Below are 23,411 nucleotides of genomic sequence, written 5' to 3'. Positions count from 1 at the left end.
CCCAACTCGCCATTGATAAAAAACAAGACTGCCCCTTGGCCCGAGGCAATCTCGCTTGTTACAACTGGAAATCGCCTGGATTCAAATTAACGGTCTGGCAGATTTCCCGAACGACTATTTTCTCTTTTTCATCAAAGTCACCGTCAGCGGCACCGATTGCGCAACAGACGCTGATAAGAACTCGTGCTGCTTCCGGATTATTTTTTATTTTGCCGATTGCCTTGAGTGCTTCCATCTTCCCGACGCCGTGGTCAAATTCAAATCCACTGACGAAATGGTTGAAGCGGCTAATTACATCGTTCATATCAAAAACTTTCAATTCTTCACTTCGATTGATATAAGAGGCCATCTTTTGCTTTTCAGAGGATTCAATGTGTCCATCAGCGGCCGCAACCAATGCACATCCGGCAACAACTGCATCCATGAAGTCACGATTCTGAAACTTCTTTACCTGGTCTCGTAAGGATGCTTGTGTGTTTTTAAGCCAATTTGTAAATGTGCCAGAAAATGACATTCTATTACCTCCATCGACAAATTTCTCACTTATACGTTTATTCTACAATCTTACATCAATAGATATATTTTGGCAAAAGAGATACATAATATGTAAATGTTCTGGTTCCCAGAATATGTGCTTGACAGTAGGAAGAAAAGCTAGAATAAACTATGGATATCTATTCGATCAATTCAACGCTTGAAGCGGGAAATAGGTGGTCACCAAATGAGAGCAAACCGTATGGAAGCGTTTAGCGATGGCGTGCTGGCAATTATCATTACAATTATGGTACTAGAATTCAAAGTACCAGAAGGCCACGACTGGCATTCGTTAATCGAACTAGGCCCAAAAGTTCTTAGTTATATCTTCAGTTTCGTTTATGTCGGCATCTACTGGAACAACCATCATCATCTGCTGCACATGGTTCGCACAATGAACGGGAGGCTTATGTGGCTGAATTTGAAATTACTCTTCTGGCTATCCCTTATTCCTTTCACGACCGCGTGGATGGGGGAAAGCCAGTTTGCGCCCACTCCGATGGCATTGTACGGGATTATTCTTCTGCTTGCAGCGATTTCTTACAGAATGCTTCAGCTCGCAATCATTAGACAGCATTCTGGAGATTCTGCATTCGTAAAGTCAATGGGCAGAGACTGGAAGGTGAAAATATCTCCCGTTCTCTATTTGCTCGCGATATTGACCGCGTATGTGGGTCCATGGGTATCCGGCTTCTTTTACGTACTCGTTGCCGCGATTTGGGTCGTGCCGGAAAAGCGAATCGAGCACATTTTGAGAAGCGAATAATTGGACCCGGGAAAAGTGGGATGACCGACATGGAAAATGCCCTCGATTATGAGGGCATTTCCCGATGAAAGCTGATTGGATTCGTTGTCATACCAGCGTAGAACCACCATCTACGACGATGACCTGACCGGTGGAGTATTTCTCACGCATTAAATAGAGAAACGCTTCGGCCGCATCCTCGGGTTCGCCCACTCGGCCAACGGGGAGGGATTTCCCGACAGTCTCGTACATGGTGTTTCGTTCTTCTTCAGGAATACTGTCCCATAACTCAGTACGCATGAATCCGAAACGGATAGCGTTGACACGAAGCGGACTCAGTTCGACGGCTAGCGCCCTTGTCAGAGACTCGATAGCACCACAAATGCTGGCTGCGATCGTCAATCCCTTTGGAGGACGAACTGAAGCGGTGCCGGAAACAAAAATCATGGAACCATTATGCCTGATTTTCTCTGAGCCATATTTCGCTGCCATAACTGCACCCCAGTACCTGATGGTAAAGAATTGGCGTGCCTTTTCCATGTCAACCGTGTTGAGATTTTCGGGCTGAAATGGCTCTCCAGCGGTGAAAACCAAGTGATCGAATTCACCAATACGGCTGAAAAATACGCGAATCTGCTCCTCATTGGATAGATCAACCACATATCCTTCCGTACCTTGGGGGAGACGCGAGACAGCATCGTCCACTCTCTCTTTTCGACTGGATACTACAACAACATAGGCCCCTTCCCGCGCAGCGGCTTCCGCTGTCGCAAATCCCATTCCAGAAGTTCCTCCGAGCAGGATAACACGCTTGCCTTTCAAACTACTGCAAAGTTCCAGATTTCCCATAAGATCGTCCTCCTTCTCTGTAGGTGATGAGTCGATTATAATCAGCTTCATAAAATGACAAACAGCTCTGTATTTACAGTACGATTCGGAAAAGTAGTATAAATCCTAGTAGGATATAGAGGTGTATGATCGTATGAATGATGAAAGAAGACGAAGGGAGCTAGCTGACTTTCTCCGGACCCGCCGTTCACGTCTTTCCCCGCAAGAGGCGGGATTACCTGTTGAAACTGCACGTCGTCGTACGCCTGGTCTTAGACGGGAAGAAGTGGCGACTCTGTCAGGGATTTCTTTGCCATGGTACACGGCACTGGAGCAGGGAAGGGATATTCAGGTGTCGGAACAAGTGCTGGAGAGCTTGGTGCGGACGCTCCAACTCAGCCATGACGAGCGCAATCATTTGTTTGTATTGGCAAATAGTTCTGTAGTTCCATACGTCACAGTAGACGAATCAAATTCCCCAGCCTTGCAACAAATTCTCGACAGGATGGGAAGCTACCCTGCCTATGTCATCGATAGACACTGGAACGTAACGGCGTGGAACAAAACGACAAGTACGCTTTGCGGAGACTTTAATCAGATAGCAGAGATCGAGAGAAATATACTTTGGAGAGTCTTCATGATGAAGGATACCGAGGCTCGCATTGTGAATTGGGAAAACGTCGCTACGATGCTGTTGGCACATTTTAGAAGCCGATACGCCTTGTACATGAATGATTCGTGGTATCGGGAATTCGTTGACAAATTGTGTGAACAGAGTGAGGAGTTTAGAGTGTGGTGGCGAAGACATGATGTATCCGGGACTTCGAAAGGGGAAAAAGTGATCCATCATCCGAAAGCTGGTCTGTTGAGTTTTCGTTACCATTCTTTTGCCGTACCTGAAAGTGGTGACCTCGTGATGAGGGTATATACACCCATCGAAAACACGGGGACTGATGAACAGTTAAAAGATCTGATAGACGAGTCTCGTTTAGCATGAAGCAGCGCTATTTCATAGAGACAGGATTGGTAAGATGAAAGGATGGGGATGAAGTAAATGGAACAAGAGCTCGTTGCCTTAGCGTGCGGAGTATGCAAAGGCGTATCAGAGCGCATTAGGATGGAAAGTGAGCTGTTTGATATTGCTGGCTTCGAAAATGACATTATGGAATGGTCAGATTTTGAAAACGAAGTTCCCCTGTTGGATGAGCGACATTGGCTGCGTTCTAATCGCCCGCCTGAGCGAGGTCAGGTTAGAACGGTGAAGGTCTCCCATCCTTTCCATATGAGGATGGGAGAACCCTTTTGGATCATGTACACGCCGGTACTCTCCAGTTTTAATGGCTGGGAGTCTCATCCGGAAGAGATTGAACAATCTTCTTTTGTACAGTGTTCCATTGAACGTGTCATTGAGCGGAATGAGTTTACAGCTTGGCTGTGCGTAAAGATTTTAGATGTATCGATGATTAAGGATTACAACGAGAGGTTTCCGGAAAAAGATGGGAGCACAGGTTATTTAGAAGGTTTTGAGATGTTCGGAGATCCTTACATATTCAACTATGAGAACTGGCTATTTATCAGTGCTGGTTCGCAGGGGAATATCGGCGTATGGGGACTCGTAAAACGAATAGATAGTCAGTACCATATGGTCGTATATGGAGATTGGGACTTTCATACGAATAATGCTTATGGAGGAAACATCCTGCTGCCTAAGGATCGAATCGATGGATGGCTCAAGCAGGCGATGGAGAATAGTCGTTATGAAACGATAGAGTAGTATGGTGAGAGCGTGAAAGAGGCTTAGGGGGTAAGGAAATAATGATCGAATATAGAAAGGAAGGAGCGATATGAATGAGAGCGTATATTCAGGCAAACAAAAGTGGAGAATTCTACAATGTAAATGCATTTATTGCTTTTGAAGGTTTCACTTCATTAGGATGGGAGATCATTAAGTTCCATGATATTCATGAAATAAAAGAAAAGAATCCAGAAGACATAGTAGTTGGCGGTATTGGCAACGTGAGAAAACGTCTTGAAATATTGGGGATAGAAAGAAGCCAAGGAGAGATAGATTACCCAGATTCTTTATCTAGTTATTTTGGCAGGAAAATATGGACTTCAACGATCCAACAGCTTTTTGAAAATAAACAGGATTGGAATGTTTTTGTAAAACCGAAAGACATAACAAAAAAATTTGCTGGAAAAGTGGTAAAAGAATATAAAGATTTTATCGGATTGATTGAACAGGATGAGGATACGAAGATTTGGTGTTCGGAAATCGTTGATTTTGTGACGGAATGGCGTTGCTTTATTCGATATGGAGAAATACTAGATATTAGGCAGTACAAGGGTGTTTGGGATTCAAAATTAGATCTACCTATTATAAAAAGTGCGGTTAAGGATTATATTGATGCACCAGCTGCGTATGGTTTAGATTTTGGAATTGATCGAGATGGGAATATGAAGCTGGTAGAGATTAATGATGGTCATTCTTTAGGGACTTATGGAATCGCGCCTTTAAACTATGCGAAGTTTCTCTCAGCCAGATGGTCAGAATTAACAGGGACGAAAGACTATTTAAGAAGCTTATAGTTTATGATTCGAACAATGCCTGAGGAGGCAAAATAAATTCAAAAAGGCTGACGTTTCACAGTGCCTCGGCACCGAACCGTCAGCCTATCGTGCAATTTATCCTACACCATCGGCTTCTAACAAGGAATAAAAATGATCTAGGTTTGGAGCTTTACCATGTGTTCTTTTTAAAGATCAAGCGAATATCAGATGGAGAAAAGCTTCTCAAGCTTACGTTAACTTTCCCCAGAATCATCATTCTTCTTCTTCTTGCTAACCCATTTCCATATCCCAATCACAATCAAGATGATGAGTGCGATATGAATCGCTCCAATGTGAGCAAGGCTGCTCATTAGCGCCGTAAGAAAAGTCAAAGTCGTCCGCTCCTTTTTAGCAAAGTGTGTGTCAACTTTGGGAAACAAAGGGTGAGGCTTGCAGATTATACAAGCTCGCATACTTTTGTTGTAAACGGATCAATTCGGAGTGGGTGCCAAATTCAACGATTCTCCCTTGATCCAGCACCATGATTCGATCAGCATACTGAGCGGATGAGTAACGGTGAGAAATAAAAATTCCCATTCGCTCCTTGGTCAACAGGTTAAATGCATCAAATACTTCTTTTTCTGCCACAGGGTCCAGTGCTGCACTTGGTTCGTCGAGAATATAGAGGTCTGCATTTCGGAAGAAAGCTCTAGCAATGGCAATACGTTGCCACTGTCCACCCGATAACTGAAGACCTTCTGTGAACCATTTTCCCAATTGAGTATCCAAGCCTTGTTCAAGACCTTCTGCCAAACTTCGCATGCCTGATTTTTCAAGTGCGTGATAGAGCTTTTCATCATGGCGAAGAAGAGAAAGATCACCGAACCCGACATTATTACGAATAGGCATCTCATATTGCATAAAATCTTGAAAGACGACCCCGATTTTTGCTCGAATCTGCTCCAAATCAAAAGCGTTCAAGTCGGTTCCATTTATCAGTATTTGTCCTTCATAATCCTTATATAACAAGGTAAGCAGTTTGACTAATGTCGTTTTGCCGGACCCATTCTCCCCTACAATCGCTAGCGACTCTCCTTTTCTTATTCTGAAAGAGAGGTTTTGAAGAACGGGTCGTCCTGTTTCCGGGTATGTAAATGAAACATTGACGAACTCGATACTTTCAAGAATAAAAGGGGCGTTTTCTTGAGGAGTAGTGATAGCCACTTTCTGTAGTTTGACAGGATCAGATGAATCCCTTTCCAAAAAGAGGAACAACTGTTCCACAAACATATTGTGCTGAGACAGTCCGATCAGGGAATGCATCAACGACTGCGATGTCGTTTGGGTTAATGTAATCCCCTGAATATAACTAACCAAATTACCTAGCAGAATCTCTTTTAGAAAAGCTGCTTTTATAGCGATAAAGCTCATAAAACCAATCATCGCAATCGTCAAGCTTTCGAAAACAAGTGAGGTCTTCAAACGAGTTGTGGCGATCTTTTTGTCTTCATAAAAAAACTGCGTGATCATATCTCGAAATTGTGTGATGAGATAGGAGCCAAGTTTATAAATTTGTACTTCCTTAAATGCTCGATCGTGGGTTAATAAGTGACTGATGTACCAGCCTCTTCTTTCTCTTTCAGCTCTGCTCCAACGAATATAGAACTCCTGTTGACTTAATCGCAAATAGGAATAGAAGGAGATAAGAGGAAACAAAACCAGAATGAAAACAACCCACCACTTCCAAAAGATGAGAAACAGCGAAGTAGATACTAGGGAAATAACACTGGATACAATACTAAGAACCAGCTCAAAAATCTGATAGGGACGGTAGCTAGTTTCTTGTTGTGCACGTTTTAGCTGATCTTGCACGTCTGCATTTTCAAAATCAGCTAACCCCATCGAATTTGCTTTTTCCAACACCATTTCACGGAGGCGATTTGATAGCAGGGATTGAAACAATCCTTCGACATAATTCTGAATGAGGGTAACGAGTTGTTTTACTAAAATGAAGGAAATGAAGAAAAGGAAGCTGATTAAGACAGTATCCCCTTCTTGGCTTACTCCACTAGAAACAGCGTTAACAAGTTCCTGGGTAACATACAGCATACCAACAGGAAACAGCCCTTGGAGTATATTCAGAATGACAATGGTTATAAAATATCCTTTTTGTACAGTCCAGAAAAGGCGAAAAATTTTCGGCCAGTTTCGAAAAGACTGGATGACAGTTTTTAGGGTAAACAAATCCTCTGTTGGTCCGTACATGTAGTCTCCCCTGCCTCAGCTATTTAAGCAAAAAAATGCAGTCCCATTCGGGTTCATCCATACTCAGGCAGCTTAGTAAGACAAGTGCTACTCCTGCTGCACCGACCAACAATCCTGGCAGGTCCCGAAATTGTCCATGCTCAACGTCTTGAAATCCGTAAGTATGATTATCGTTGAAATCGCTCAGAATCTGGTTTACCAGTTTATCGCGGTATGCTTCAAAAGCATCAGGGCCCGTGTCCATCATCATTCGTTGTAGCATCCAAAGTGTACCAGCATAGCCATGACAAAACGTCGGGGATTCGAAACCGAGCGATTCCACTGGTCGCTGGACAAGTGAGAGATAAGTTTGTTGAGCCAAAGACTGGATCTCAGTGTCGCTCAATGCATCACCAGCCAGCCACAATACTCGTGCTATGCTTGGTTCCCCGTAGCACCATGATGGATTATAGGCAAAATGGTTCTGCATCTGTCCGCATATTTCTTCTTCAAAACTGATTCTCTCCGGCCAAATTGGCCCATGCTCGTCTTCCGTTTTCCACTTCTCATAATAGGAACATAGCTTGCGAAGGGCATCTCGTTGTCCCTCCACCTCTACTCCTTCTAATAAAGCAAGAGAGAGCAAGGCAAACGGACCAGCAATCCCGTGGGAAATTCCGAGATTAAAGTTGCCATTTGGGTATCTCTTTTTTTCAAATTCCAAAAACTGATTCTCGCTCCTGATATGCCAGCCTGGAACACTCTCGTCAGCTAATTGGATATTTTTAGTTAATTGTATAATATATGACAATACTTTGTTAAGGTTTTCTTTACATGCCGGCTGCTCTTTAAAGAAAAGAAGATATCGACCGATACCAGCTAATCCTTCTATTATATCGTAATCAGACATGAATAAATTGTTCCCGATTCGCCCTCGAGCTTGGTCAATGAACTCATCAATCGCAGGCTGTATGAGAATATGCAGTTTTTCGATGAAATTTTGGTATCTCCCTCGATCACGGGCAAGAATGGAGGCGACCACAGGTGCTGCGGATAAACCACTCCACAGGGAAAACGAATCAAACATATCTGCGTTAATCACGGCTTGTACATGTACCAAATAGTTATGTGCGACGACATCCCATTGCTCATCGGGGTACAGTCGATCCAATTCCGCATAAAAGAGGACGATGCCCAATGCACCAGAGGCAAGCGAGTCTGTACCGGGAACAGGTTCGCCCAGGACCTCGTGAGGAAATTGAAGCTTACGGGCTACCTGCTTTACGACGTACTCAATATTGTTAATCAGCGTAACGTTATGAATTGGTTGCCAGCTCTTTGTATTAGAAAGCATGCGCAGTCTCCTTTGTGTGACTTTCCTCTTGCAACAGGAAATATCGCAAGTTGTGCAGAGTATGGCGGGCCAAGGTCATCACTTTCCTTTCCTGTTCCCGATCTACTCCAAGCAGCCTATTTATATGCAGATGGATGATGCTGCCTATGATTTGCTCCTGCGAATTATACAGCTCCGATTGGGCTTTCAGTGAATGCATGACCGTGGAAAAGTTGTTGATCGCCTCTGATCTGACTTGGAAAAGCTGGTGGAGAACGGAACCACCCTCTAACAGCTTCAGCTCTTGCCAATCATTCGTATAGCGTCCCGCTTTCAGGTAGAACTCTCTGTCTGTGCGGAAATCATCGAGGTAGGCTTTATACGAAACGATTCTGTTCAGGAAATTTAGCTTTTCGTCGATCGTATGCAAGAATTGATGCAAAAGGTCGATGATGCTGATTACTGCAACCTTCTCCAATGGTATATTCATCTGCTTTGTACGATGCAGTTGTAGCCATTGAGCCACAACCATACTGTCCATGAAAAATAGCTCTTCTGCCAGGGGAATCAATTGAGGTCCACCATATCGTTCAATTTCAGGGTCATAAGTATCGATAGTTGTTTTGGACAGATAGCCTTGCTTTTGCATTTCATATGTCCATGGATACATTTCTGAGAAAATAGATTGCAGCCCTTCGATGGATGTCGCTTGAAAACGCAGACGGATATGAGGCTTCGGATCGGTGTACCTCATGAAGAATACCTTTTGACAAGCCCCTTTTGTGAGCATCGCTTCGCATAAAATCTGAAGTGGAAAGGCAATGAACTCATCCATCCTGGTTTCGTCACAGTAAAGCTTGTAGAATAGCCAATCACTACCTGGCATTTTCAATCGTTCTTGATCAGAAATAAATGCGCGACGGGGCTGTACCCCTGTGACCACAGAAACCGATTCGGTTACAGATGCTTCGACGGGAGTATTTTTTACAAGTGGGAAGACACACTCCATATGAAAGGCACCGTCTTCCCCTTCAACTACACAGTCCTTTAGTTCAGCACCTACTTCTGTCAGAACGAGAGCCTCACCAGATTTCAGCTTTTGAAGCTCCCGGATCAACTCAGTGAGATGTCTTTCACTTTTTAGATCGAGCAGCATTTTGTTGTCATGGTCGGTGATATACACGTAATCTGGAACTTGGTATTGACGTTTCCAGATTTGAACGGCTTCCATCCAGTCTTCTTTTCTGTCTTTTTTGGAAACAGACAATAATGCTGGATCTACATTCCATGTAGCTGGTACCAGTATAATCTTTCCGTAACGCAGACGAGGCAGGACAGGAGCGTGACGAAAGCTGCCCCAGCTGAAAGGCATCCAATTTCGCTGCTTTGCCATCCCTAATTCGCACAGAAAACGATATACATTGGGAACGGAGCCTACGTAGTTAAGCATATGGCCGGTAACAGGAATGACTTCCTTATTCATTGATCGAGACTTTAAATAAAAGGAATCCGATGTAGCCCCTACAACCAAATCAGACAAGGGAATGTTTAAGGAGTGATGTTCGGTAGAGGGGGCTCCGATCAAAATCTCGTATTTCCGTTTGCTCTTTGAGAGAACGACATTGGTGATTCTTCCGTGCCGTGGAAAGTAAACAACTTCAGCAAATATACTGTCCGGGTATGCCTTCTGGTGTTCCTGATTGATCTGCTCCAGTTTTTCTTCGAACGACTCTCCAAGCATGTCAGTGAATCGTCCAAAAGATTTTCCGGCCAGCGTAGATCCGGTATTCCCACCAATATGAATAGTGAAATCACCGTTATCCATGGCTTCTGGTGAAGGGGCAAACAGGGAGGCATACAATTCCATCGAAAGCGGGACATGCTCCCATTTAGGTGATACCGGCTCCAGCTTTTCGATCAGATCGTCTGTCAATTCTATTTCCTTGCATCCTGTCAAAAGCGAGTGGGACAACAATTGTAATAGTATTTTCTCATTTATCTTGTCATGGCTAGAGGGGGTATAGTTTCTTTTGCTCATGGGATTTTCATAGGTGGCAGGAGCACCTAACCCCCTGTTTTCATCTAGTAAATCAAGTAAGGGAACTTCTCGTTCAAAACCGTATCGTTCAATAAAAGAGTCCTTATATTCCGCCAAATGGGGCCATCCAACATGAGTGGGTGATAGTCTCCACAGCAGTTCTGCTGCTTTGCTCAGATCCTTGGCAATCGATTTCGGAAGCGTCACCTGCTCAGTTGACAATGATAAATCTACCTGCAACTGTGACGACGATGACTCTACCGATTTCATTTTGGAGAGCATGGAGAGCAAATGTGTTTCTCCTTCGCCAATTTTCAGCTGGTCATAAGCGATGATTTCCTGCCTGATCGACAGCAGTTGCTGGTACAGTTCATCTATACCTTCAACTCGATCCAATACCGCCAGCAGATGATCAAACGGCGATGAATGAGTGAGACGCGGGCGAAGGCTTGTGAACAGAAACTCATTCTTGATCAGCTGAAACAAAAAGGATTCAATTCGGCTGTCTTCCGTATCGGGGTACGATTGTTTAATGATTTGCAATAATTCCATAAACAGGATCGGTTCTCTTGCATTTTGTAAAACGAGAGCAATCAAATCATTCATCGCAATCGAGGAATTTTCTATTTGGTAGCCATTGTGATTCTGACCGTATCGCGTAATATACGGTAGTGACAACCGATTACCCACGACCTCAGACATTGTGTTTGCCTGGATGCGAAGCTGCTTGACCACATCTAGATTCTCTTCCAGAGATTGAATGATTTTCAGGAGCCATTCCATGTCGGGGCGGCTCCGTTTTGTATGCTGCTCCATTTTGTTTACAAGGAGATTGGTGTTTGAATCAAAATATCCGTAGGCTATTCCGGAAAATAGTCCAAATGGCGTCGAACGCGTACTCATTCGGATTCCATATCGGAGCAAGCTCCTTGAAACTTGCTCAAGCTGCTCACGGTCAGACTGCTCCAGTTTGCTTAGCGATTCAAGCAACGAAGGACTGGCAACGGCAAGGCACTCTCGAATGATGGCTTGTTTTCTTGGATCGAGATTTTCCAGTTTCCAATCGGAATGACATAACTCTAAAAACATATGTATAGGCAACAATGGCGTTCGAAGCATGAAAAAATCCATCGTTCGAAAAAAGGATCGGGATTCTTTCTTTGCGTGTTTTTTCACTTTTGACTGACGTTCCACCTTAGATCCCTCCTTTTGTAAATGGGGAAAGGATAGTAAATGCTGGTGGTAGAAACGTCTTGCACCACGCATTTACTATCCATATAGCTGGGGCTACTGCCCCAGAAGATTTGTGCTCCACATTGGTTTTTAGTTGGACGTTATCCTATTTCTCGTCGGAGAATGGGCAACCTGGTGTACACATAGCCGTACATACGCAAGTGCAAGTGCTTTTGCAAGTTACTCTGGTAACCCAACACAATGTAGTTCTTACTGTGTTAGGTTCAGCGCCATTAGAGCCTACTGCGTTTACTTGTACATCCAAATCAAACATGTCTTTGTTCATTTCCGGTTCCCCCAATTTTTAATAGTTTTAGATGAGTGATAAAGCTGACAATGTGGAGCACAAAGAGTAATGGGTAGAGGAAAATATACCCAGTTATTCCAAAATGATTAAAGCAAATATTTCGATAAAACTCAACGCAACATTTTCAACATTTTTCGATATATCTTAAAATTCTGAATAAAACATTAGTTTGCTGAAAAAATATACCATCGATAATTTATGGAATGGATCTAGAGATTTAATTCCAAATACGGAGGGGGTTGATTAGGGAACGAGTAATAAGCCCTTGGTGGGATCTCAGTAAGGTTTTTTATGCAGCACGCAAGCTCGACAAAAGTGTTGTAAATGAGAAAAAAATTTTAAAAGAACTAAATGAATTTGTATTTATATAAAGTTATTTCGTGATAAGAAATAATCGAAAAATGTCGAATAATGAATGGAAGTATGACTCGTAAAAAAAGATTAATCGAGTAATTTCGGGGCGTTTTACCAGAAAATTACACATTAAGAGGAATTCTGCGAGAGAATTGCTTACAGGAATAAAGTAAGGCAGGCTTGGCTCCGAGTCGTACGATGAAATCAAAGGGGAAGATCCATCGTGTCGAAAACAATCGTTGAGAAGCTGAACCTGCAAAAATATCAAAAAACGGCTGTCTTACATAAACCAGAGGTGAGGAGAGCTTAGCCGTACTTAAAGAAGAAGAGGATTTGCGGCATGCGCCAAAAGAGCTCGCTTTTTACCAACCCCCATTTTTGGCGGTATAGATCAAAATACCTCTAGATGAGGATATTATGTTTGAAGAAGAGATGCTGGGTATTAAAGGAATCTCAAATGAGGTAATCCTTAAAGAGTGCAGATTAGTTCCTACTCAATTTCATCCATGATTAGAGGAAAAAACAAGAAAGGCCCGAGGGGAATTTATTCCTGGAGGGATATATACATCAAAATATCGAGTATTCTGTCGCTGACAAAACAAATGGTACTACAATTCAAAAAGAGTCAGTAATGAATTATCACCAATTACGTCAAAAAATAGCATTAGAATTAGTTGTTCACATACTACAAGTTCAATCAGTTAGAATAAATTATGATGATGCTAAAATTTAAGTGATAACGTAATCAAACACCTACTCATGTAAAATGGTTATGTTATCTAAGAGAATTGCCCTTACTAAAAAAGGAATGCGGAATATAGTGATAGTGAGTTTAAAACACTCAAATTTGAAATTGGAGTTGATTTCCAATTATGAGCGTCATCAAACCAGAGCAAGTGACCCCCGCATGTCCAGTGGTTTCGACAGAACAAATTCCATTAACCGTCGAACCAACCACGATCATTTCTCAAGCAGCTGTACCAACCATTAAAGTTCCAGTTGTACTTGTAGAGCCAACACTTCAGATCGTTGTAGAAGCAAATATTCCACTTAACCCACCAGCAACTGAGATTAAGAGAGTGGTAAAAAATGTATTTCTGAATCAGGTTAAACTTGTTCCTGTCGCATTTACGCGTATTGGTACTACAGACTTTTTCAATGTTACAAGAGCCAAGTTATTTGTAGGAGGATTCATTCGCAAAAATATTGAATATGCTTCTGCTGCATGTACTGGAGCACTTCTAGATACAATTGCGGATGTTCCTTTTACAGGATTTGCTGACATCACAACATTTTTAACAAGGCCAATTATTGGTATCTCTGAGGCGAGTAAAGCATTTTTCCTTAATGAGACGGATGGCCAAGTTCCACGTTTGGATAAAAATTTCTTCCAAAATCTTGTGAAATACAACGAACAACCATTTGGTGAGTTGGTAGCTGCTAACTTCTATGAACTTGATTTTTCACCGGTTATAGCAACACCTGAGGGAACGTTTAATAGCCTGACTGAAAAAATTGTCCTAGACCTTACTGTAAAAGTGTTACAAACACAACAGCTATTAATTGCTGCTACACAACAAATTGCAATTCCTCCTGCAGGTACAGTTGGTTGTGAAGAATAGGTTTTTATCTAAGAAGGTTATTCCCCATCGGCCAAACGGCCGGGGGAATGGCCTTTTTGCATTCCTGTGAAGGTGATGGTGCGGACAATACCTTTCATCGATGCAACTGAGACTAGGTGAAGCTAAGTCTAGGGAGGAGAGTGGTCTGGAAGTATTGAATTGCTATTTGTCAGGATTGTCCTATTAAATGGGAGCATATTAAAAATGAAGTCATTTTGTATCGAAAACGAGAAGGAAACGAATCGATAGGAGAGAGAGCAGTCATGCATGATAAGCAAACTACGGTGCCAGACCACACGGCGGTGCGGGTCGCGTTGTGGCGGGCATTGCACGCACAGATCGATTCTCCACCGCATGTGCTAGAAGACGAGATCGGTCTGCGACTGGTGGCCCCGGAAGGCGACTGGCGCCAACGTCCCGACATGGACCCAAAGAGCACCAGCGGATTTCGAGCATCTATCGTGGCTCGTGCTCGCTTTATTGAGGATTTGGTCACCGAACAGCTTGGACAAGGGGTCACCCAGTACGTTATCCTTGGCGCTGGCCTCGACAGCTTTGCTCAGCGCCGACCGGAAACCGCCTCTCAGATGCGGATTTTCGAGGTAGATCAGCCAGACACGCAGGGTTGGAAGAAGCAACGCTTGAACGAGCTGGGCTTTGGCATCCCCGAGTGGTTACGACTCGTACCCGTTGACTTCGAGGCAGGCTCGTCCTGGTGGGAGCAACTAAAGGACTCTGGCTTTGATGCTAGCCGACCAGCGGTGGTAGCATCCACTGGCGTCACCCAGTACCTTACAAAGGATGCGATTATGGCTACGCTGCGCCAAGTAGCGACGCTTGCTCCAGGCTCCACGCTAGCTATGACGTTTTTGCTCCCCTTTACCTTTACAGAAACAAAGAAACGTCCCGAAGTTGAAGAGGCAGAAAAGGGAGCGCGGTCAAGCGGCACGCCTTTCATCAGCTTTTTCACACCGCCGGAGATGCTGTCACTGGCCAGCGAAGCTGGTTTCCGAAAAGTCCAGCATGTATCCTCGGCAGAACTTAACCAGCGCTACTTTACCGGCCGCAGCGATGGTCTTTCGTTGCCAAGCGGAGAAGAATTCCTGATAGCCACTACATAGAGTGATAACTTCTATTGAGAAGCTACGTTGTCTTTCAGATAAACGTAGCTTTTTCTATGGAAACTGTATTTCTCTGTCATAATCCGTATGCTAAATTATGGAAAGGTTCTATTTGAATGTCAGAGAAGAAACTGACTAGGAGAGGAATACTTCTTGGCAAATCATTCACCCAAATACCAAATAAAAAAGAGCCATATCCTACTATTACTCGGGTTATTACTCATCATCCTATCCGGTGCGCGGATTTTGTGGATGGAATCGTTTCGTGATCAACAAGCGGACATTAAGAATGGGCAATTCGATTTGCGTGATTGGAATGCAGAAGGTGGCGACACTCTCTTACTAGATGGGGAGTGGGAGTTTTACCCCTATCAATGGCTGATGGATGGCAGACGGCAACAAGGTGTAAACGAGAAGGGGCCATCGCTTATTCAGGTTCCAGGAAGATGGAATGAAGCTTTGCATACAGACAAGTCAACTCCCTATGGATTTGCTTCATATCGCTTGCGGCTGTATGTAAATCCAGAAAAGGACCTGAATTATAGCATTCGTGTACCCAGCGTGCGCACGGCATCGGAATTATACGTAAACGGTCGTTTGCTTGCAAAATCCGGGCAGGTGGGGGAGTCGGAGGATGAATATATTGCGAAAAATCTGCCTTATTCTTCAACCTTTACGGCAGACGAAAACGGCGTAATTGACATCGTCATTCAGGCGGCAAATTATGTGGATGGTCGAAGCAGCGGCATTGTTCGATCCATTAAATTTGGTTCAGAAGAAGCCATTGCAAAGGAAATAAAAGTCTCCGTTTCTACACAGCTTCTGGCAGCCATGATATTTCTCCTACATTCTGCTTATGCGTTTATTTTGTTTTTACTGGGAGATAAGAAAAAGAATCTGCTGTATTTTTCTTTGCTGACATTATGTATAGCGCTTACTAGCGTGTTAAGCAATGATGAGAAGCTGTTCCACCAATTATTTTACATCGGCATTGAGTGGGATTTTCGATTAACGAATTTCGCCCTCGTTATTGGGGCCTATGCTTTGTTGGAGTGTATGAATCATCGCGAACTTCCTTATTGGAGCAGGATGTATCCTGTATACAGGGTGATCAATCTTGGGACTGCTGGCATTACGTTGTTTTTAGACCCTGATCAGGTGACGATGTTATTTCCAGTTTATTTTCTGGTGGCCGGTATTGCTGCAGTGATCACGTTGATAACCATCCTTAGGAAATTGATCAAAGACATCAAGGGCAATCTTTTACTGCCTTTTTCATTTCTTGCGTTGCTTCACCATTTTATTTGGTCGTTAATCTGGCGGGAAAGCGGTATGAGTCTTGTCTACTATCCATTTGATCTGATTATTTCGATGGGGTGCTTAGCCACGGTATGGTTTAAGGGTTATTTCATCATGCATGCCAATACAAAAGAAATTGCTGCAACCTTGCAAAGAATGAATGACCATAAGGATCAATTTCTGGCGAACACTTCACATGAATTTAAAAATCCACTCCATAGCATTCTGAACATGTCACAATCTGTTTTAAATCGGGAGCGACATTTGTTGCAGGAAAGGAGTATCAAAGAGCTTGAAACGGTTTTATCTGTAGGAAGACGGCTGACCTTGATATTAAATGATTTGATTGATGTGATGAGTTTACAGGAAGGCAACCCGCGCTTACAGAAAAAAGCCATATGGATTCAGCCCATCGTGACTGGGGTACTTGATATGCTGCAATTTAACGCAGAAGTGAAGTCTGTAAAAATCGCAAATGAAATCCCTGAAGATTTTCCGCCTGTACATGCGGATGAGAACCGGATGATTCAAATCGTTTTCAATTTACTTCACAATGCTGTGAAATATACGAATGAAGGGATCGTTTCCATTCAAGCGTTTGCCAAGGACGGAAGAGCTTTTATTGAGATTCATGATACAGGAATCGGAATGGACGAGGACATGAAAAAGCGCCTGTTCCACCCGTATGAGCAAGCCAGCACGAGCGAGACCATGATTGAAGGTGGCTTTGGGTTAGGTCTGAGTATAAGCAAGCAGCTGGTTGAGCTCCATGGAGGTACGTTGGATGTGTCCTCCGTTTTAGGAGAAGGCTCGACATTTACCTTTTCGTTACAGCTGGCACATATGGAAGCAGAGGAAGAGGTAGCTGTTTCTCGGTCATTCGAACCGTCAGTCGTACAACCTATGCCGATTCAGGAAAAAGCGGAGAGCTCTTGGGCTACGAAACCAACAACTTTATTGGAAGTAAATCGCGATCGTCCGCGCCTGTTAATTGTGGATGATGACCCTGTTAACCTTCAGGTGCTGGAAGCCATACTACCTCCAGACGAATATGAGGTAACAATGGTGACCAGTGGGAAGGAAGCATTAGCTATATTGGACACAGGGGAATGGGATCTGGTCATCTCCGATATTATGATGCCGCAGATGTCCGGTTATGAGCTGACAAGAATGATCCGCGAGCGGTTTACACTCACGGAGCTCCCTGTTTTGCTCCTTACCGCAAGAAGCCAACCTAAAGATATTCAAAGTGGTTTTTTAGCGGGAGCAAACGATTACGTGACCAAACCAATCGAGGGAATGGAAATAAAATCGCGGATCGAAGCGCTCACTACGATTAAACAATCCGTCCGGGAACAACTGCGATTAGAAGCTGCATGGCTGCAAGCGCAAATCCAGCCTCATTTTTTATTTAATGCGTTGAGCGCAGTAACAGCTTTAAGTGACATTAATTTGGATAAGATGCGCGATTTGCTTTACGAGTTTAGCAATTTTTTGAGGAATAAATTCAAATTTGAAGATATGGACGGGCTTGTTCCGATCGAAACGGAGCTAGGTCTGGTGCGCTCTTACTTGTATATTGAAAAGGTTCGGTTTGAAGAAAGACTGCAAGTTGTTTGGGAGATAGATGACTGTGAGGATGTAAAAATCCCCTTTCTTACGATCCAGCCTCTCGTTGAAAATGCGATCAAACATGGTGTGATGAACCGCATTCGTGGGGGGGAAATTACGATTCGGATTTCTGTTCAGGAAACGCATGTGGAAATAACCGTTGAAGACGATGGGATCGGAATGGACGAAGATCAAATACAACGACTGTTAGAAAGAAAAGCAGATAGCAGGTCAGGAGTTGGATTGATCAATACCGATCAGCGGTTAAAACGGCACTTCGGAACAGGGCTTCATATCGAAAGTACGCAAGGTACAGGGACAAAGGTAACTTTTCATGTACGCAACAAGTTGAATAGCAAGAATTTGAGTGAAAAATACCCCGATTCCTTATCGTAGGATCGGGGTTCTTTGTTGTTTTCCAACGATTAGTAAAACTTATGGTGACAATAACGAATTCCGATTGCTCGGGTTCTACTCACTGTGGTAGCTTAAAGTAAATAATCATATAAGATTACTCGGAATTAATTTTTTCTCGTGTGAGGTGCATAGCGTTGGTACTTAAGGTGACAGACAGTCCTTTTAGTCAGGAACAAGTAGAGCTCCTAAATCAGTTGCTGCCCACGCTTTCGGAGGTGCAAAAGGTTTGGCTGAGCGGATATCTTGCAGCTCTTCACAAAGTGGAAGCACCGCTGGCCGCTGGCTTTCAAGCCACTTCAGCTGCGAATGGAGCAGTCATTTCCAAAGAGGTGACAGTGCTTTTCGGGTCTCAGTCCGGGAACAGCCAAAAGCTTGCCAAGGTGCTGACCGGAAAGCTTCAGGAGCACGGCTTCCACGTAACCCTTTCAGCTATGAGCGACTTCAAGACGAATGCGTTGAAAAAGGTTGAAAACCTGCTTGTTGTGGTAAGCACGCACGGGGATGGTGAACCACCGGACAACGCCATTTCCTTTCATGAATTCTTACACAGCAAAAGAGCACCGCAATTGGAGGGCCTGCGTTTTTCCGTGCTGGCATTGGGCGATACCTCTTATGAATGGTTCTGCCAAACTGGCAAGGAGTTCGACAAGCGGTTGGAAGAGCTAGGCGGTAAGCGTCTTACTCCCCGGGTCGATTGCGATGTGGATTACGACGAGCATGCGTCCGAATGGATGAATCAGGTTCTGGCTTCCCTCAGTGAAACTACAGCGAATCAAGTTGCTGCTGCAAGCGCAATCGCGGGCAGTGCAGTGATCGGGTCAGGGTCACAGACCGAATATTCACGGTCGAATCCCTTTCAGGCGGTGGTCTTGGAGAACTTGAATCTGAACGGACGGGGATCAGATAAGGAAACTCGCCATCTGGAAATCTCCCTTGAGGGTTCCAGTCTCGAGTATGAACCGGGTGACTGTTTGGGGATCTATCCTAGAAATCATCCTGACCTTGTCCGAGAGTTGATAGACGCGATGGGCTGGAAGCCGGAAGAACTCGTTCCCATTCATAAAAGCGGGGAAGAGCGCACGTTGGAAGAAGCCTTGTCCAGTCATTTTGAAATCACGGTTCTCACTAAGCCTCTCTTGGAACAAGCCGGAAAGCTATCATCAGGAAACGGGTTGCGGGAACTGCTTGCGGAAGGACAGGAGCAAAAGCTTCGCGATTATGTTCGAAATCGGGATTTGCTGGACCTGGTGGAGGACTACGATTTGAAGGGCGTGTCTTCCAAAGAATTTGTCTCCATCCTTAGAAAGCTGCCGCCTCGTCTCTATTCGATCTCAAGCAGTTTGAAGTCCTACCCAGACGAGGTTCATCTGACCATTCGCAATGTTCACTATCAGGCTCATGGTCGAGATCGGTACGGTGTTTGTTCGAGCTATATCGCGGATCGTTTAGAGGCGGGAGATACGCTGCCAGTATTTGTGCAGCATAACCCCAACTTTAAGCTTCCAGCCAACCCGGACACCCCGCTGATCATGATTGGTCCCGGAACGGGTGTCGCTCCATTCCGAGCGTTTTTGGGAGAACGGGAGGAGCTTGGGGCGACGGGCAAGACATGGCTTTTCTTTGGCGACCAGCATTTCTCCACAGATTTCCTCTATCAGCTCGAATGGCAGCGTTGGCTCAAACAGGGCGTACTGACGCATATGGATGTCGCGTTCTCTCGGGATACGAGCGAAAAAGTGTATGTTCAGCACCGGATGCTTGAGAAGAGTAGGGAGCTTTACCAATGGCTACAGGATGGAGCGCACGTATACGTATGCGGAGATGAGAAAAGGATGGCGCATGACGTTCACGCAGCTCTGGTCACCATTCTCCAACAAGAGGGTGGACTTGATTCAGAGGAGGCCGTTGCGTACTTGAAACGGATGCAGCAGGAAAAACGCTATCAGCGAGATGTCTACTGATTTTCGAGAAAGAATGAGAGGGGAGATAGGAACCATGTCAGAAAACCATTTGCTTTCGCCAAATAGTGCTCCTCACAGCGATGTAGAGGACATTAAACGCAAAAGCGATTATTTGCGGGGAAGTCTGGCGGAAACGCTGGAAGACAGGATTTCGGGGTCTATCCCTGAGGATGATAACCGCCTGATGAAATTTCATGGCAGCTACATGCAGGATGATCGGGATCTTCGCAACGAACGTAGTAAACAGAAGCTGGAGCCGGCCTATCAATTCATGGTGCGCGTGCGTGCCGCTGGCGGCGTTGTCACACCAGAGCAATGGCTGATGATGGACGATATCGCCCAGCAGTTTGCGAATGGAACGATTCGCCTGACGACTCGTCAGTCTTTTCAATTGCATGGCGTGATTAAGTGGAACATGAAGCAGGTGATTCAAGAAGTAAACGAAGCCTTGCTTAGTACACTAGCTGCTTGTGGGGACGTCAACCGCAACGTCATGTGCAACCCGAACCCGTACCAGTCGGAAGTTCATCAAGAGGTGTACGAATGGGCCAAAAAAATAAGCAATCATCTGGACCCCCGGACCCGCGCCTATCATGAAATCTGGCTAGATGAAGAAAAGGTCGTCGACAGTCGAGATGGGGTAGAGCAAGAACCGATCTATGGGCCTGTCTATTTGCCGCGCAAGTTTAAAATCGGCATCGCCGTACCACCTGCCAACGATGTTGACGTTTTTTCGCAGGATTTGGGCTTTATCGCCATTCATGAGGAAGGGCGACTGCTGGGCTTCAACGTAGCGGTCGGGGGCGGAATGGGAATGACCCACGGTGATCCGAAGACGTATCCGCAGGTGGCACGGGTGATCGGCTTCGTTACACCGGAACAGGTACTGGAAGTCGCCGAGAAAACGGTCATGATCCAGAGAGACTATGGAGATCGTGCGGTGCGGAAGCATGCTCGTTTCAAATATACGATCGACGACCGCGGTATCGAGTGGTTTATCCATGAACTGGAGCAGCGACTGGGCTGGAAGTTGGAGCAGGTACGACCTTATCACTTCGAGCATAATGGCGATCGCTACGGTTGGGTAAAAGGGAGCGACGATAACTGGCATTTTACCCTTTTCATTCAGAATGGCCGTGTAAAAGACGAGGACAACTATCTCCTGAAGTCCGGCCTGCGAGAGATTGCCAAGGTGCATACAGGGGACTTCCGCCTGACGCCTAATCAAAATCTCCTCATCGGGAATGTCACCAGTGAAAGGAAGCCAGAAATTGAACAGATCATTCAAGCATACGGGCTCACCGATGGAGCTTCCTATTCTGCACTCCGGAGAAACTCCATGGCTTGTGTTTCGTTGCCGACTTGCGGACTCGCGATGGCTGAGGCAGAGCGTTATTTGCCTACACTGCTGGATGAGATCGAGCTGATCTTGGATGAGGCGGGTTTGCGCGATGAGGAGATCGTCATTCGCATGACAGGGTGCCCAAATGGATGCGCAAGACCTGCACTTGCAGAAATCTCTTTTATTGGGAAGGCTGTCGGTAAATACAACATGTATTTGGGCGGCGGTTTCTCCGGCAATCGATTGAACAAGCTGTATCGTGAAAACATCGGAGAAGCAGAAATACTGAATGAACTACGGCCCATTTTAAATCGGTATGCGAAGGAACGTGAGGAAGGCGAACACTTCGGAGATTTCGTCATTCGGGCAGGGTATGTGAAAGAAGTCAGATCGGGACTCGATTTTCATGAGTAGTACGACTTAGCAGTCAAATGAAATAAAAGAAGAGCCCGCGACAATGTGGGCTCTTTGTTGCTTGCATGCTTTTTAGGCTTCTCGCAGCTGCTGAATCACTTCCGCAGCGAACTGATCTGTAAACCTGATGTATCCATTTTCCTGTACAATCCGGCCTTCCTCCTTGCGGCGATCCAGCCATTCGCTAATCCATCCCGGAGCATAGCCGCCTTGCCCGAATTCTCCGCCAAAGGCAATCATTTTCTCATAGACAGCCAGGTACTGTTCGCGAGTGGTATCGGGATATGACTTCGTGTAAAGCCAAAACTGTACATCGTACATCAGATACGAGAGTTCATCCGCATGAAAAGAGAAAAAGCCTTTTTCCTCTACAATCCGTGTACAAATGCTGCGTATTTTCTGTTCGATTTGTTCCACTTCCGATACGGGCGTGCACAGCTCCTCCAGCAAGGAAGAGAATTTTCCGTGGGCTACTTTATAGAGAGCCGCTTCCTTGTCCTCCTCGGAGGTATCGTATTCTTCTTCGCTCACCAAGCCCCTGATAAACTCCTCGAAATTTTCAGCCAGGAAAGTAATTTCATAATCGTTTTCCTGATCGACGTGAATGACTTCGGGTTCACCATCTCTCCCGCATGCCCGATAATCTAGCATCACTACGTCATGACCTGCTGAGGGACAATCGCAGATGACGACTCCAATGTCGGGATAGCCCCAGTCTTCAATCATAAACTGGCTGCCGAGATCCCCGCAGAGCGAATAGCTTTTCTCGCGGCCAATGCCTAAAATACCCGTAATGGCAATGTGATCCTCAGCCCAGGAGGTAGGGTCCTCTGTTGGGAAGCACGTGTTCTTCGGAATGCCGCCATTCTGTTGCTTCATGAGTGCAAGATAGGAGGCTGGGAGCTTGTATCCCAGCTCTTCCTCGATCGATGCGATCAGTTCATCCGTGGGTGGCGCGGATTGATATTCCTTTTTTGCGTACTCGCTGTCGTCCCAAAAGTCTTCAAATGACATGTTCGAAAAAGGAACTTCCTCCGATGCTGAACCCTCAACAGCGGCTGCCCTTTTGGCTGCCATCCGAAGCTCCTGTCTTTTCTGCTTTTCCGCTTTTTGCAAGCTCCACTTTAACCATGATTCGGTATTCTGATTGCCGGTTTCTAATTTGTCTGAGGTGCGGAATGCCTGAGTCGCCTCTTCATATCTTTTCAAATAATAGAGGGCATAACCTACCCGAAAGTGCCAGACTGGGTCTTGTTGACCTGCTTCAGCAATTTTCTTCAATTGGTCGAGCGCTTCTTCATATAGCCCCAAGTTGTTATAAGCTCTGCCCAGTCGGCTGATTGCCTCATACTCTCGTTCCTCCTCGGGAACGGTTAACAGCAAGTCCACAATTCGCTGCTGTTCGTCTTCTTCATGCCAGCGATTCAATTGTTCGATAAGTACCTGATCCATTGCAAC

General features: G+C 44.9%; 17 protein-coding genes and 1 pseudogene. 11 read left to right on the top strand and 7 right to left on the bottom strand.

Features of this window, described 5'->3' with window-relative positions; all coding sequences use genetic code 11:
* Nucleotides 1-58: 58 nt before the first annotated feature.
* On the bottom strand, nt 59-514 hold the full coding sequence (locus tag HPY31_RS07320) for a tellurite resistance TerB family protein (protein WP_172139738.1): 456 nt from the start codon (nt 512-514) through the stop codon (nt 59-61).
* 207 nt (nt 515-721) lie between these two features.
* Between HPY31_RS07320 and HPY31_RS07315 the strand changes: the two genes are divergently transcribed.
* Nucleotides 722-1,300: a TMEM175 family protein gene (locus HPY31_RS07315; protein WP_172139736.1), complete on the top strand. Its 579-nt coding sequence runs from the start codon at nt 722-724 to the stop codon at nt 1,298-1,300.
* 87 nt (nt 1,301-1,387) lie between these two features.
* Here the strand turns inward: HPY31_RS07315 and HPY31_RS07310 are convergent, their stop codons facing one another.
* On the bottom strand, nt 1,388-2,128 hold the full coding sequence (locus tag HPY31_RS07310) for an SDR family oxidoreductase (RefSeq protein ID WP_172139734.1): 741 nt from the start codon (nt 2,126-2,128) through the stop codon (nt 1,388-1,390).
* Between the two features lie 133 nt (nt 2,129-2,261).
* Between HPY31_RS07310 and HPY31_RS07305 the strand changes: the two genes are divergently transcribed.
* From HPY31_RS07305 to HPY31_RS07295, 3 genes are all read left to right on the top strand, one after another.
* Nucleotides 2,262-3,104: a helix-turn-helix transcriptional regulator gene (locus HPY31_RS07305; RefSeq protein WP_172139732.1), complete on the top strand. Its 843-nt coding sequence runs from the start codon at nt 2,262-2,264 to the stop codon at nt 3,102-3,104.
* Between the two features lie 57 nt (nt 3,105-3,161).
* Complete coding sequence (locus HPY31_RS07300; RefSeq protein WP_172139730.1) at nt 3,162-3,881, top strand: hypothetical protein; 720 nt, start codon at nt 3,162-3,164, stop codon at nt 3,879-3,881.
* Nucleotides 3,882-3,955: 74 nt separating this feature from the next.
* Entirely contained in the window at nt 3,956-4,696 is a 741-nt protein-coding gene (locus tag HPY31_RS07295) for an ATP-grasp domain-containing protein (protein ID WP_172139725.1), read from the top strand.
* A 384-nt stretch (nt 4,697-5,080) separates the two neighbouring features.
* Here HPY31_RS07295 and HPY31_RS07285 read toward each other — a convergent pair whose 3' ends face one another.
* The 4 genes from HPY31_RS07285 to HPY31_RS28610 all read right to left on the bottom strand — a co-directional run bounded on the left by HPY31_RS07285 (nt 5,081) and on the right by HPY31_RS28610 (nt 11,779).
* The gene (locus tag HPY31_RS07285) at nt 5,081-6,922 is read right to left on the bottom strand and encodes an ABC transporter ATP-binding protein (protein WP_172139721.1); all 1,842 of its coding nucleotides are present in this window, start codon (nt 6,920-6,922) and stop codon (nt 5,081-5,083) included.
* A 19-nt stretch (nt 6,923-6,941) separates the two neighbouring features.
* Nucleotides 6,942-8,255: a lanthionine synthetase C family protein gene (locus HPY31_RS07280; protein WP_172139719.1), complete on the bottom strand. Its 1,314-nt coding sequence runs from the start codon at nt 8,253-8,255 to the stop codon at nt 6,942-6,944.
* The gene (locus HPY31_RS07275; protein WP_172139717.1) at nt 8,245-11,466 is read right to left on the bottom strand and encodes a lantibiotic dehydratase; all 3,222 of its coding nucleotides are present in this window, start codon (nt 11,464-11,466) and stop codon (nt 8,245-8,247) included. The genes HPY31_RS07280 and HPY31_RS07275 overlap by 11 nt, the downstream gene beginning before the upstream one ends.
* Nucleotides 11,467-11,611: 145 nt before the next feature.
* Nucleotides 11,612-11,779, bottom strand: a complete 168-nt coding sequence (locus HPY31_RS28610; RefSeq protein ID WP_235442575.1) for an FDLD family class I lanthipeptide — start codon at nt 11,777-11,779, stop codon at nt 11,612-11,614.
* A 777-nt stretch (nt 11,780-12,556) separates the two neighbouring features.
* Here HPY31_RS28610 and HPY31_RS29285 point away from each other — a divergent pair.
* From HPY31_RS29285 to cysI, 7 genes and pseudogenes are all read left to right on the top strand, one after another.
* Nucleotides 12,557-12,676 carry a DUF7852 domain-containing protein gene (locus HPY31_RS29285; RefSeq protein ID WP_483297061.1) on the top strand — a complete coding sequence of 40 codons (120 nt, stop codon included), beginning with the start codon at nt 12,557-12,559 and terminating at the stop codon, nt 12,674-12,676.
* A 37-nt stretch (nt 12,677-12,713) separates the two neighbouring features.
* Nucleotides 12,714-12,899: pseudogene (locus HPY31_RS29280) on the top strand (DUF7852 domain-containing protein); the annotation flags it as partial.
* Between the two features lie 139 nt (nt 12,900-13,038).
* A complete protein-coding gene (locus HPY31_RS07270; RefSeq protein ID WP_016739439.1) occupies nt 13,039-13,788 on the top strand; it encodes a CsxC family protein in 750 nt (249 codons plus the stop codon).
* A gap of 263 nt (nt 13,789-14,051) precedes the next feature.
* Complete coding sequence (locus HPY31_RS07265; protein WP_172139705.1) at nt 14,052-14,909, top strand: class I SAM-dependent methyltransferase; 858 nt, start codon at nt 14,052-14,054, stop codon at nt 14,907-14,909.
* A 153-nt stretch (nt 14,910-15,062) separates the two neighbouring features.
* On the top strand, nt 15,063-18,215 hold the full coding sequence (locus HPY31_RS07260) for a hybrid sensor histidine kinase/response regulator (RefSeq protein WP_172139703.1): 3,153 nt from the start codon (nt 15,063-15,065) through the stop codon (nt 18,213-18,215).
* 155 nt (nt 18,216-18,370) lie between these two features.
* Nucleotides 18,371-20,197, top strand: a complete 1,827-nt coding sequence (locus tag HPY31_RS07255) for an assimilatory sulfite reductase (NADPH) flavoprotein subunit (RefSeq protein WP_172139701.1) — start codon at nt 18,371-18,373, stop codon at nt 20,195-20,197.
* A 34-nt stretch (nt 20,198-20,231) separates the two neighbouring features.
* Nucleotides 20,232-21,953 carry an assimilatory sulfite reductase (NADPH) hemoprotein subunit gene (gene cysI, locus HPY31_RS07250; protein WP_172139699.1) on the top strand — a complete coding sequence of 574 codons (1,722 nt, stop codon included), beginning with the start codon at nt 20,232-20,234 and terminating at the stop codon, nt 21,951-21,953.
* Between the two features lie 72 nt (nt 21,954-22,025).
* On the opposite strand, the gene HPY31_RS07245 is transcribed toward cysI, so the two are convergent.
* On the bottom strand, nt 22,026-23,405 hold the full coding sequence (locus HPY31_RS07245; protein ID WP_172139687.1) for an SMI1/KNR4 family protein: 1,380 nt from the start codon (nt 23,403-23,405) through the stop codon (nt 22,026-22,028).
* Between the last annotated feature and the right edge of the window lie 6 nt (nt 23,406-23,411).

This window comes from Brevibacillus sp. HB1.3, assembly GCF_013186635.1.
In the GTDB taxonomy this organism is placed as follows: domain Bacteria; phylum Bacillota; class Bacilli; order Brevibacillales; family Brevibacillaceae; genus Brevibacillus; species Brevibacillus brevis_D.
This window is presented reverse-complemented; position numbering and strand designations above follow the sequence as displayed.